The sequence below is a fragment of the Croceibacterium atlanticum genome, assembly GCF_001008165.2.
Taxonomy (GTDB): domain Bacteria; phylum Pseudomonadota; class Alphaproteobacteria; order Sphingomonadales; family Sphingomonadaceae; genus Croceibacterium_C; species Croceibacterium_C atlanticum.
In genome coordinates, this window is sequence record NZ_CP011452.2 from 2,256,868 (window position 1) to 2,269,458 (window position 12,591).

10 protein-coding genes are annotated in these 12,591 nt (G+C 63.2%); 4 read left to right on the top strand and 6 right to left on the bottom strand.

Features of this window, described 5'->3' with window-relative positions; genetic code table 11:
* From WYH_RS10660 to WYH_RS10675, 4 genes are read left to right on the top strand one after another with little or no spacing between them, the layout of a single operon-like run.
* Nucleotides 1-1,641 (top strand): peptide MFS transporter, encoded by a 1,641-nt coding sequence (locus tag WYH_RS10660; RefSeq protein ID WP_046903822.1) that lies wholly within the window; start codon nt 1-3, stop codon nt 1,639-1,641.
* A gap of 19 nt (nt 1,642-1,660) precedes the next feature.
* Nucleotides 1,661-3,031 carry an amidohydrolase gene (locus WYH_RS10665; RefSeq protein ID WP_156320127.1) on the top strand — a complete coding sequence of 457 codons (1,371 nt, stop codon included), beginning with the start codon at nt 1,661-1,663 and terminating at the stop codon, nt 3,029-3,031.
* Entirely contained in the window at nt 3,028-4,362 is a 1,335-nt protein-coding gene (locus WYH_RS10670) for an amidohydrolase family protein (RefSeq protein ID WP_046903824.1), read from the top strand. Before WYH_RS10665 ends, WYH_RS10670 begins: the two co-directional genes overlap by 4 nt.
* Nucleotides 4,363-4,381: 19 nt before the next feature.
* A complete protein-coding gene (locus tag WYH_RS10675) occupies nt 4,382-4,867 on the top strand; it encodes an FKBP-type peptidyl-prolyl cis-trans isomerase (protein WP_046905070.1) in 486 nt (161 codons plus the stop codon).
* A gap of 24 nt (nt 4,868-4,891) precedes the next feature.
* On the opposite strand, the gene dxs is transcribed toward WYH_RS10675, so the two are convergent.
* The 6 genes from dxs to rpe all read right to left on the bottom strand — a co-directional run bounded on the left by dxs (nt 4,892) and on the right by rpe (nt 12,522).
* Complete coding sequence (gene dxs / locus WYH_RS10680) at nt 4,892-6,814, bottom strand: 1-deoxy-D-xylulose-5-phosphate synthase (protein ID WP_046903825.1); 1,923 nt, start codon at nt 6,812-6,814, stop codon at nt 4,892-4,894.
* Nucleotides 6,815-6,880: 66 nt separating this feature from the next.
* Entirely contained in the window at nt 6,881-7,342 is a 462-nt protein-coding gene (locus tag WYH_RS10685; RefSeq protein ID WP_046903826.1) for a Fur family transcriptional regulator, read from the bottom strand.
* A 63-nt stretch (nt 7,343-7,405) separates the two neighbouring features.
* On the bottom strand, nt 7,406-8,080 hold the full coding sequence (msrA, locus tag WYH_RS10690) for a peptide-methionine (S)-S-oxide reductase MsrA (RefSeq protein ID WP_046903827.1): 675 nt from the start codon (nt 8,078-8,080) through the stop codon (nt 7,406-7,408).
* Nucleotides 8,081-8,350: 270 nt separating this feature from the next.
* Complete coding sequence (gene purH, locus WYH_RS10695; RefSeq protein WP_046903828.1) at nt 8,351-9,973, bottom strand: bifunctional phosphoribosylaminoimidazolecarboxamide formyltransferase/IMP cyclohydrolase; 1,623 nt, start codon at nt 9,971-9,973, stop codon at nt 8,351-8,353.
* Between the two features lie 6 nt (nt 9,974-9,979).
* Nucleotides 9,980-11,863: a heparinase II/III family protein gene (locus tag WYH_RS10700; protein WP_235979330.1), complete on the bottom strand. Its 1,884-nt coding sequence runs from the start codon at nt 11,861-11,863 to the stop codon at nt 9,980-9,982.
* Nucleotides 11,860-12,522 (bottom strand): ribulose-phosphate 3-epimerase, encoded by a 663-nt coding sequence (rpe, locus tag WYH_RS10705; RefSeq protein ID WP_046903829.1) that lies wholly within the window; start codon nt 12,520-12,522, stop codon nt 11,860-11,862. The genes WYH_RS10700 and rpe overlap by 4 nt, the downstream gene beginning before the upstream one ends.
* Nucleotides 12,523-12,591 lie beyond the last annotated feature (69 nt).

Genomic DNA, 12,591 nt, shown 5'->3' on the forward strand with positions numbered 1-12,591 from the left:
ATGAAGGACATTGCACTGTGGGACGAAGGCGACTGGATCGCCGCCATCGCCGCCGTGACATTGTTCGCAGTTCTCGTGATCGGCGGCATGATCGCCGCCCGCCGGAGCCAGGAAGTGGTCGGCCATCCACGCGGCCTTTTCGTGCTGTTCTATACCGAGATGTGGGAGCGTTTTTCCTATTACGGGATGCGCGCCCTGCTGATCCTGTATCTTACCAAGCACTGGCTGTTTGAAGACGGCAAGGCGAGCCTGATCTACGGCGCCTATACCAGCCTGGTCTATATCACGCCCGTGCTGGGCGGCTGGCTGGCGGACCGTTACCTGGGCCAGCGCAAGGCGGTTCTGTTCGGCGGTCTGCTGCTTGCCCTCGGCCATGGTTTCATGGCCTTTGAAGGTGACGGCAGCGGGTTCGACAGCGATCCGACCATCAGCATCTTCTGGCTCGCCCTCTCCTTCATCATCGTCGGGTCAGGCTTCCTGAAAGCCAATATCTCGGTGATCGTCGGCCAGCTATACGGCATTACGGACGAGAGGCGGGACAGCGCCTATACCATCTTCTACATGGGCATTAACACCGGCGCCGCACTGGGCACGATCCTGGTCGGCTATCTGGGCGAGACGATCGGCTGGGGCTATGGCTTTGGCCTCGCCGGTATCGGCATGGTGCTGGGCCTGATCATCTTCGCCTTCGGCAAACCGGCCCTGATGGGTCAGGGTGAACCGCCCGCACCACTGGCCAAGGTGCGCGAATATTCGCTCTATGGCGTTGGCGTTGCCGCGGTGGCCGGGATCTGGTTCCTGATCCAGTATCAGAACGTGGTGGGCACGCTGCTGGGCATCGCGGGCATCATCCTGCTCGGCTACGTCCTGTTCGAAGCGTTCAAGATGGAAAAACACCCGCGCGAAAGGATCTTCGCGATCATTTTCCTCGTCGCGCTGCAACCCCTGTTCTGGGGCCTGTTCGAACAGGCTGGCGGCAGTCTCAACCTGTTCACGGACCGCTATGTCGATCGCGGCGGCGTTCCTGCTTCGCTGTTCCAGTCGATCAATGCGATCTTCATCGTCCTTCTCGGACCGATCTTCGCTTCGCTGTGGATCTTCCTGAGCAAGCGCAACATCGAACCCTCGACCCCGGCCAAGTTCGGTCTCGGCATCGTTCAGGTCGGGCTGGGCTTCCTGGTATTCACCTGGGGGGCGAATGCACTGGGCGGCGCGCTGGTGCCCGTCTTCCTCGTCTTCCTGATCTATTTCCTGCACACTTCGGGCGAATTGTGCCTGTCCCCGGTCGGGCTTTCGGCCATGAACAGGCTGGCGCCCAAGCACATGGCTTCGCTGATCATGGGTGCGTGGTTCTTCATGACGGCGTGGGGCAATTTCGTTGCCGGCAAGATCGGTGAAGCCACCGGCGGCGGCGAAGGCGGCGAAATGACCAAGGAAGGCACGCTTGCCATCTACACTTCGATCGGCTGGCTGGCCGTCGGGATCGGCGTGGTCGTCATGCTGCTGGCCCCGCTGGTGAAACGCTGGATGCATCTGGATACGCTGAACGATGACAATGTGGGCGATGATCTGCTGGGCGCGGACGAAGCGGGGGAACCGCAGGGTCCGGGCATCCACCCGGCAACCCGCCCGCTCAACTGATACGGGTGATAGAGGCATCATGATGGGGTCACGCGTCGCCTTGGCGCTGGGAATGGCGGGCCTGCTCGCCGCATGTTCGGCAGCCGGGGCCAATGAAAAACCCGCTTCCACCGCAGCAGCGCCGGAAACGCCCTATCCATCGACCTATCGCGCCTATCCGGGTGCGCCGACGGCGCTGGTCGGGGCCACGGTGTTCGACGGGGCGGGCCGCCGCATCGATAATGGCATCGTGCTCTTTTCCAATGGCACGATCGAAGCCGTTGGCGGGCCCGATCTGGCCATTCCTGCAGGCTATGCCCGCGTGGACGGCAAGGGAAAGTTCGTTACACCGGGCGTAATCGACATCCATTCCCATCTCGGTGACTATCCCACACCCGCCGTCAGCGCCCATTCCGACGGGAATGAAGCGACCAGCCCGACCACGCCCGAAGTCTGGGCCGAACATTCGGTGTGGCCGCAGGATCCGGGCTTTACCCGCGCGCTCGCCAATGGCGGCGTCACCGCACTGCAGATCCTGCCCGGATCGGCAAACCTCATGGGTGGCCGCTCTGTCACGCTGAAGAATGTGCCTGCGCGCACTGTGCAGGGAATGAAATTCCCCGATGCGCCCTACAGCCTGAAGATGGCCTGCGGCGAAAATCCCAAGCGCGTCTATGGCAACAGGGGCCGCGCCCCCTCCACACGGATGGGCAATTTCGCCGTCAACCGGCAGACCTGGCTGGATGCGAAAACCTATGCCGATGGCGATCGCAAGAAACGCGATCTGGCCAAGGAAACGCTGGCCGGCGTGCTGGATGGCGATATCCTGATTCAGAACCACTGCTATCGCGCGGACGAGATGGCCCTTGTCCTCGATATGGCGAAGGAGATGGGTTACAAGGTCACGGCCTTTCACCATGCGGTTGAAAGCTACAAGATCACCGATCTCCTGCGGGAAGAGGATGTCTGCTCCGCCGTCTGGGCCGACTGGTACGGCTTCAAGATGGAAGCCTATGACGCGATCCCGGAAAATGCCGCCCTTATCGCCAATGCCGGCGCCTGCGTGGTGATCCATTCCGACGATGCCAATGGCATACAGCGGCTGAACCAGGCCGCCGCACGGGCACAGGCTGACGGCAGGCGCATCGGTATCGACATTCCCGATGAACAGGTGATCGGCTGGTTCACGCTCAACGCAGCGAAGGCCATGGGCATTGCCGATCGCACGGGTAGCCTGGAAGATGGCAAGATGGCCGATCTGGTACTGTGGAACGGTGATCCGCTGTCGGTCTATTCACGGCCGGAAAAGGTCTGGATCGACGGCGCGCTGATGTTCGATGCGCTGGACCCGAAACATCGGCCGGTCAGCGATTTTGAACTTGGCCAGCCCGGCGAAGGAGATGTGAAATGATCGCGCGCCTGCTTGCCGGCGCGGCGATCGCCCTTTGCGCCCTCCCCGTCGCCGCGCAGGATTTCACGGTCAGCAATGCCCGGCTCGTATTGGGTGATGGCAGCGAACCGATCGAAAATGGCCATGTCGTGGTGAAGGACGGCAGGATCGCCGCCGCCGGGGCGGGGGCCGCGCCCGAAATGTCCGGAACTGCCGTCGATGCGCAGGGTCGCTGGGTAACGCCCGGCCTGTTCGTGGCCATGACCGATCTTGGCCTGTGGGATGTCGACGGTGTCGATGACAGCAATGATGCAAGTCCGCGCGGGACGGTTTTTAGCGCCGCGCTGGATGTGGCGCCGGCCATCAATCCCTCTTCCGAACATATCGCCATCGGCCGTGCCGCCGGTGTGACGCGCGCAACCGTCACCGCCTATCCCGGCGGATCCATCTTCGCCGGGCAGGGTGCCGTGATCGACCTGGGTGACGATGCCGACAGCGTGCAGAAGGCGCGCGCCTTCCAGTTCGTCGTCCTTGGGGAAAGCGGGGCAAGGATTGCCGGACGCAGCCGCCTTGCCGCCCATGCCGCCTTCCGCAACGCCCTTCGCGAAGCGAGCGATCTGGCCGCACGGCAGAACCTTTCCGATGCTGCGGATCCGCGCATGGCAGGCAGCCGGGAAGAACGGCCCGGCGATGCCCTGCTGACCCGTTTCGATGCCGCGGCACTGATCCCCGTGGTGCAGGGCAGGCAGCCGCTATATGTTTCGGTGGAGCGGGCGGCAGACATCCGTTCCACGCTGACGCTAAGGCAGGAATTCCCCGAACTGGAACTGGTGCTGGTGGGCGCTGCCGAAGGCTGGCTGGTCGCGGATGAGATTGCCGCTGCCGGTGTGCCGGTGCTGGCCCAGGGGCTGACCGATCTGCCCAGCAGTTTCGAAATGCTGGGGTCCACACAGTCCAATATCGGGCGGATGCACGCTGCCGGTGTGAAAGTGGGTTTTGGCGGCTTCTTCAACACCACCGATTATCCGCGCTGGGCACCGCAATATGCCGGCAATCTGGTGGCATTGAACGCCATTCCCGGCGCAACAGGGCTGAGCTGGGCCGAGGCGTTTGCCGCCATCAGCTCCATCCCGGCGGAAATCAGCGGGATGGGCGGGGAAGCAGGCATCCTGAAACCCGGCGCGCGTGCCGATCTGGTGTTCTGGGACGGCGATCCGCTGGAAGTGACCTCCGCCCCGACGCGGGTGTTCGTGGACGGGGTGGAACAATCGCTGGAAACCCGCCAGACGAGATTGCGCGACCGCTATCGCATCCCGGCGCCCGGCGCGCTGCCCAAGGCATATGACTGGTAAGCAGATGATCTATCCGACAATGAAGCACACCCTCCTCGCCCTGATAGCTGCGGCGGGCATTACCGGCACTGCGACAGCGCAGGATGCACAACCCGAACATGGTGCCGCATGGTTCAACCAGCAGACGCTGGCCCTGGCCGAACGTGCTGCGGCTGGCTGGAATGCCATGCCCGGCGGCCTGCTCTGGCGCCGGGTAAAAGGGGACGGCACCGGCCCCGCGCCCACGCTGGATGACACGGTGACCGTGCATTATGCGGGCACTCTGGCGGACGGCACCAGGTTCGATTCTTCCTATGACCGCGGCGAACCGGCCACTTTCCCCCTGCGCGGTCTGGTGCCGGCATGGCAGATGGCCATCCCCTATATGGGCATTGGCGATACGATCGAAATCGCCGCCCCCGCGACCCTTGCCTATGGCCCGCGCGGCCGCGGCCCGATCCCGGGCGGCGCGACCTTGCTGTTCACGGTTGAGCTACTGGGGATCGAAGGAGTGGCGGCCGACTGACAGCCCGCCGCCCGGCGCGATCCGTCAGGCCCGCGCTTCTTCCACTGATGCACTGTTATGGCGCAGGGCCGCCAGCACGGTGGAGACGATCTGCGGTGCGTTGAGGCCCGCTTCGTCATATTGTTTTTCCGGCGCGTCCTGATCCTGGAAGATGTCAGGCAGGCGCATGGTGCGGATCTTCAGGCCCCCATCGGTCAGCCCTTCATCGCTGGCCAGCGTCAGCACATGCGCGCCAAGGCCGCCAATGCTGCCTTCTTCCAGCGTGACCACGACATCATGCGTGGTCATCAGCTTGCGGATCAGTTCACTGTCCAGCGGCTTGGCAAAACGCAGGTCCGCAATGGTGGTGGAAAGCCCCTTGGCCTCCAGCAGGTCTGCCGCCTTTTCCGCTTCGGAAAGGCGCGTGCCGAGGCTGAGCAGGGCAACCTTGCTGCCCTGCCGGACGATGCGGCCCTTGCCGATTTCCAGCGCGTGCAATTGATCGGGAATGGCAACGCCCCTGCCCGCCCCGCGCGGATAGCGGAAAGCGATGGGTCCGCTGTCATGCTGCGCGGCGGTGTAGGTCATGAGCGCCAGTTCCGCCTCGTCCGCCGGGGCCATGACCACGAAATTGGGCAAGGTCGCCAGATAGGTGATGTCGAAACTGCCGGCATGGGTTGCGCCATCGGCGCCCACCAGCCCGGCCCGGTCGATCGCGAAGCGGACCGGCAGGTTCTGGATCGCCACGTCATGAACGACCTGGTCGAACGCGCGCTGCAAGAAGGTGGAATAGATCGCACAGAACGGCCGCATCCCCTGCGCGGCCAGCCCGGCGGCGAAAGTCACGGCATGTTGTTCGGCAATGCCGACATCGAAAGCGCGATCCGGATGCGCCTTGGCAAATTTGTCCACCCCGGTGCCGCTGGGCATGGCCGCGGTGATGGCGCAGATCCGCTTGTCCGTATCGGCCAGGCTGGTCAGCGTTTCGCCAAACACGTTCTGGTAATTGGGCGGCCCGCCGGAACTCTTCTTCTGTTCCCCGGTGATGACGTCGAATTTCTGGACACCGTGATATTTGTCGGCGCTGTTTTCAGCCGGGGCATAGCCCTTGCCCTTCTGCGTCACGACATGGACCAGAACCGGGCCTTCATCCGCATCGCGGACATTTTCCAGCACGGGAACCAGATGGTCCAGATTGTGCCCGTCAATCGGGCCGACATAGTAGAAGCCGAGTTCTTCGAACAACGTGCCGCCAGTGACCATGCCGCGCGTAAATTCTTCCGCCTTGCCCAGCGATGTGTGCACCCGGCGGGACAGCTTGCGCGCCACCTTGGAGGCAAGACTGCGCAGGCCCAGATATTCGGAAGATGAAATGAGCCGCGCGAGATAGGCCGACAGCCCGCCCACCGGCGGGGCGATCGACATGTCATTGTCGTTCAGGATCACGACCAGGCGATTGCCCGCCTGTTCGGCATTGTTCATCGCTTCATAGGCCATGCCGGCGCTCATCGCGCCGTCGCCGATCACCGCGATCGCCTTGTCCTTCGATCCGGACAATTTATTGGCCACGGCAAAGCCGAGCCCGGCAGAAATCGAGGTGGAGGAATGCGCCGCGCCGAACGGGTCATATTCGCTTTCGCTGCGCTTGGTGAAGCCGGACAGGCCGCCGCCCTGGCGCAATGTGCGGATCCGGTCGCGCCGCCCGGTCAGGATCTTGTGTGGATAGGCCTGGTGGCCCACATCCCAGATCAGCCGGTCATCCGGTGTGTTGAACACGTAATGCAGGGCCACGGTCAGTTCGACCACGCCCAGCCCTGAACCGAGATGGCCGCCGGTCGACCCGACGGCATCGATCATCTCCGCCCGCAATTCATCCGCAAGCTGGCGCAGATCATGCACGTCCAGCTTTCGCAGATCGGTTGGAGTATCGACCTTGTCGAGGAGCGGAGTTTCGGGCCGGGACATCATTCCAAAGGCTTACACATGTGAGTTGTGGCTGTCGATCAATCGCAGCCGCAATGTTTCATTTGTCTGTCAGCCTGCGCATTCATTGCACAGGCCACGCAGTTCCACCACCGGGCGCACATCGGCAAAGCCGGCGCGGTGCCCGGCGTCGCGCAGGGCGCCGGTCAGCTTGTCGTCATCCAGATGGGTGGCAGTGCCGCAATCGTCGCAAATCAGGAAGATGCAATCGTGCTGGCAGCCCGGATGGCTGTTGGCGAGATAGGCATTCGCACTTTCGATCCGGTTGGCCAGATTGGTTCGCACGAACAGGTCAAGAATGCGATAGACGCTGTTTGCGGCCACCCTCTTGCCGCGCTTCCCACCGACGATTTCGGCAATGTCATAGGCGGATGCCGGCCGGTCCTGCGAAGCAAGCGCTTCGAACACGTCGGCGCGCATCGCCGTCCATTGTTCGCCGGACGATTTGAGAACGCCCTCCGCCTCTTCGATGAGCCGCGCCCCCGAATGTTCTTTATGAGTATGCCCCGTCATACAGACGATATAGGTCCGCCCCGGTTTGAGGACAACGCAAAGGCGATGCCCGTTCGGGCAGTCCTATCCTTTCTGGAAACTACCGCTGTAGAAAGACGGAAACATTTCGCGCAGCGCCTCCACCTTGGGCGCGTCCCACCGGCGTATATAGGGATGATTCGGGTTCTTCTCGGCAAAATCCTGATGGTATTTCTCGGCCGGATAGAACGTCCTGGCACTTTCGATTCCGGTCACGATCGGCTTTGACCAGACGCCGCTTTTCTTCATCTGCTGCAGATAGGACTGGGCAACGGCGCGCTGTTCCTTGCTGAGCGGCACCAGAGCGGCGCGATATTGCGGGCCGCGATCCGGCCCCTGGCGGTCCTTCAGCGTGGGATCGGCCACGACGGAAAAGAACACGCGCAGCAATTGGTCATACCGCACGACGGATGGATCATAGACGATCTTCACCGCTTCCGCATGGTCGGTCTGGCCGCGCGAGACGATATCGTATCTGGCAGTATCCGCATCTCCGCCGTGGTAGCCCGAAATGGCGCTTTTCACGCCTTTCATGTGGCTGAAAACGGCCTCCACGCCCCAGAAACAACCGCCGGCGAAGATCGCGGTCTTGAGGCCTGCCCCTTCCTTGGCTTCCCGTTCGGCGGCCGGCGCGTCGAACACGCTTTCCGCGGCAACAGCCGGGGCATTCAGGGCCGAAACCGCAAGCGCGGCCGCAGCGAGAAATGCAGGCGCCTTCATCAAGCCAATTGCGGCACGATGACCAGGGCGAGAGCCGCCGCGGTCACCCCGAAGCCCGCGAAAAATGCGCGAAACAGGTCCGGTTTGAACAGCTCCATGGGTGTTTCCTTCAATCCTTTGCCGCTCTTCAGCCATCGGTCCTACTCCCACCAAACTTGCAAAGCCGTGAATGCCTTGTCTTGTTTCGTTCAACGCAGGACATGGTTACAGCAGGCCGCCACCCCCAAGGAGGGGCGCGACGAACCGTGGCTGACGCAGGACCAGTCGGTCCTAGTGGCGGAAGTGGCGCATTCCGGTGAAGACCATCGCCAGGCCCGCATCATCGGCAGCCGCGATCACTTCTTCGTCCCGCATCGCGCCGCCCGGCTGGATCACCGCCGTGGCACCGGCATCGACCGCGGCCTGCAATCCGTCCGCAAAGGGCAGAAAAGCATCCGATGCCATCGCGCTGCCTATCGTGCGCGGCTGGGCCCAGCCTGCCGCCTCGGCCGCTTCACGGGCACGCATCGCGGCGATCCGGGCACTGTCCCGGCGATTCATCTGCCCGGCACCGATCCCGGCGGTCGCGCCGTCCTTGGCAAAGACGATGGCGTTGGATTTGACATGGCGGGCGACATTCCATGCAAACAGGCAATCGGCCAGTTCCTGCTCGGTCGGTGCGCGCTTTGTCACCACCTTGCAATCCGCCGCCACGACCGCGCCATTATCCCTGCCCTGCAGCAGCAGGCCACCGGCAATGGTCTTCAGCTGGAAGCCCTGCCGGCGCGGATCGGGCAGATCCTCCAGCAACAGCAGACGAAGATTCTTCTTGGCGGCAAAGGCAGATCGGGCCGCATCGTCCGCGCCGGGGGCGATCACCACTTCGGTGAAGATTTCGCAGATCGCCTCTGCCGTGGGGCCATCCAGCGGGCGGTTGAGCGCGACAATCCCGCCAAAGGCGGAAACGCTGTCGCAAGCGAGTGCGTTCTTCCAAGCATCCAGCAGGCTGGGTGCCTGCGCGACGCCGCAGGGATTGGCGTGTTTGACAATGACCACGGCCGGATCCTGTCCGCGAAATTCGGACAGCAATTCCAGCGCCGCATCGGCATCGTTGTAATTATTGTAGCTGAGTTCCTTGCCCTGCACCTGTTGCGCCTGCGGGATACCCACGGCACCCGCGCTCTGGCCGACATAGATGGCCGCCTGCTGATGCGGGTTTTCGCCATAGCGCAGTTCAGCCTGGCGCTGGAACGCCAACGGCATCACGGCCGGGAAAGGCGTTGCGCCCAGGGCATCGGGCCCGAGTTCGTTGGTATAGGCATCGCCCCAGGCGAACCAGTTGGCGATCGCCGCATCATAGGATGCGGTGCGGGCAAATGCCTTGGCAGCCATGCGGATGCGGAAGGCGCGCGTGGTCGCCCCGTCATTCTCCGCCATTTCGTCCAGCAGGGCGGCATAATCGGAAGGTTCGGTCACGATCGTCACATAGGCATGGTTCTTCGATGCCGACCGGATCATGGATGGCCCGCCAATGTCGATATTCTCGATAATCTCTTCACGCCCGGCGCCGCGGGCCACCGTCTCTTCAAACGGGTAGAGATTGCAGACGAGCAGATCGATCGGCCCGATATCATGCGCTTCCATCGCGGCGGCATGATCTGCATCATCGCGGATGGCCAGCAGGCCGCCATGGACCATCGGGTGCAGGGTCTTGACCCTTCCGTCCATCATTTCCGGAAAGCCGGTGAGATCGGAAACATCGCGAACATCCAGCCCGGCATCGCGCAATGCGCGGGCCGTGCCACCCGTGGAAACCAGCTCGACCCCGCCCTTGGCGAGTCGGGAGGCCAGTTCGACAACACCGCTCTTGTCGGACACTGAAAGCAGCGCCCGCCGGATCGTCACCTCTCCCATGAAATATTACCTCATCTTCTTCAAAAGCCAGGAGAAATTGCCGCCACCCCGGGATATCAGCCCCTGCAGCACCAATTGCTGCACGGGATGGGGCCGGCCATCTCCATCCGTCCAGATGCTCTCGTCCACCTCGAGCGTGCCTTCGCTTGCCACGAACTGCCAGAAACCGCCATCCGGCAGGGCCAGAGTGGCGCCGCGCTTGTTGGCGGTGAGCGAGATTTCGATGCCGGAACCGAGATGGAAGCGGATGGCGAAGGGAACCTTGCCCCGCTTGCCCTTCCGGCCGGAGGGGATCAACAGATCTTCCCCGCGCAGTTCGGTGCCGTCATCGCGCATCAGCAATATCCGGCGATGGATCAGGCCGAAGCGCCCGGCATAGCCATCATGGCTCGCCTCCAGCCTCGTGGCCGATCCGCCCCCGTCAAATTCGATCGTGCGGCGATCCACTTCGACCTCGCCCACGCCCGAACCCAGCTTGCCATTGATCATCACGGCGGTGGAATTGGAATCGCCCAGCACCAGCGTGGAATGGGCCGCTGTGGCGCGCAGGCCCTGTTCAATGCGCACGGGCACCAGCCCGCCGGCAAAGGCCGATCCGCCGCAATTGACGATCAGACGATGCGCCCCGTGGGAAAATTCAAATGCCAGGGTCGAAGCGCAGCCATGCCGGGCATGGCGGGCCAGCGGCGGCGGCGCGGCATCGAAATGCAGCACGCTGCGCCCGGCCGACACACGCTGATAACCCCATTGGCGGGAATCGCGCAGCGGGCGGGTGCGCACACCGCTCGCCCCGATCAGGGCAGAAAGCCGCTCCGCCGAAACCGCGCCCGCGCCCTGCCAATTGCCAAGCCCGCCATCGGAATGGGTCAGCGCCAGCAGCGGCGGCACCAGCATTTGCAACATGCCTTCGACCGCCTGCGGCGGATCGCGGCGAACCGCGCGATAACAGGCGGCAAGATCCACCAGCAATCCGATCGCCTCTATCTGGCCGAGCGGGCTACGCGACAGCACGCCGCCATCATTGCCAACCAGTTCGCCCAGCACCCGGGCCAGCCCGGCCTCGCCAAACAGGCGGCGCGGCTTGCCTTCCGGCAGCAGAAGGCCGGCTGCGGTGATCGCGCACCAGCCGGCCATTTCGCCCAGCCTGTCATCCGCGCGGGTGACATTGCGATCCAGCCAGCGCGCCGTTTCCTCTATCGAAGCGAGAGTGGCGCCCTTCAGATTCTTGTCGGAGCCGGAAAGGATCAGCGGCGCATGGACCAGCCAGGCCAGGAGACGCTGCCCCGCAATGCCAACACGCCATGCAGCGCCCTTGCCCGGCCGCGCATTATGTTCAAGCCAGGCCGCCAGCACACGTTCGGCAGTCTGCGTGCATTGCGGACGCTGGCCGCAGGCATTCAGATCGCGCAACCAGGAAAAGCCGTGAACAGCCAATTCCACCGGGGGCGTCAGCTTGGCAACCGGGGAGAAATCGACCTGCGCGATCGGCACCTTGACCCCGTGGACCAGGAAATGCCCGGCCCGCAGCGCCATTCCCGCCACCCGGTCACCTTCCAGAGGGGAATCAACCGTTGCCAGCAGGCGGATTTTCGCCGGTTTGCGGAATGGGGAAACAAGGGCCGATCCGGGCACGCCGAAGCGATAGGCCAACCGCATCAACCGTTCGCCCACGGTTGTTTCGGGCGGATCGAAATCCGTCAATGCCAGCGCCCGGCCGGGTTCAATCAATTCACCGACAGGCCTGTCATCGCCATGATCGGACAAGGACACCCCCCGCGACTTCACGAGAGGTTCCACCGCGCCCTTGTCGAGCGGAATTGCCATGGCATCGGCCCCGCCGCCGGCTGCCACTCCGGCGACATCACGCACCCGGGTGGCATTGTCCGTCATGACCCTCCCTTCAAGGTGGCAATATTGGCGGCATAGCGATCGGGCCCGCCATTAAAACTGGCCGACCCGGCAACAAGCACATCCGCACCGGCATCCACACAGAGCCGGGCAGTTTCGGCATTGACCCCGCCATCAACTTCCAGCCGGATATCCCGGCCGGACTTGTCGATCATGCGGCGCACCGCCTCGATCTTGCGCAATTGCGAATGAATGAAGGACTGGCCGCCGAAGCCAGGATTGACGCTCATCACCAGAACCAGATCAATCTCGTCGATCAGGTAATCGAGCATTTTTGCCGGCGTGGCAGGGTTGAGCGAAATGCCCGCCTTCTTGTCCAGAGCCTTGATCGCCTGCACGGTCCGGTGGACATGCGGCCCGGCTTCGGGATGGACAGTTATGATGTCGGCGCCCGCTTTCGCGAATGCTTCGATCCACTGATCGACCGGCGACACCATCAAGTGCACATCAAAAGGCTTGGCCGAATGCGGACGCAATGCCTTGACCACCGCCGGACCGATTGTGAGATTGGGCACGAAATGCCCATCCATCACATCGACATGGATCCAGTCAGCGCCGGCCGCGTCAATCGCGCGCACCTCTTCCCCCAGCCTGGAAAAGTCGGCCGAGAGGATCGAAGGAGAGATCAGTAAATCACGCATTTCCAGACCATCTGCCCTACGCCCGCGCGAATCGGGTAACAAGCGGAACACCCGCTATTTTCCACACAG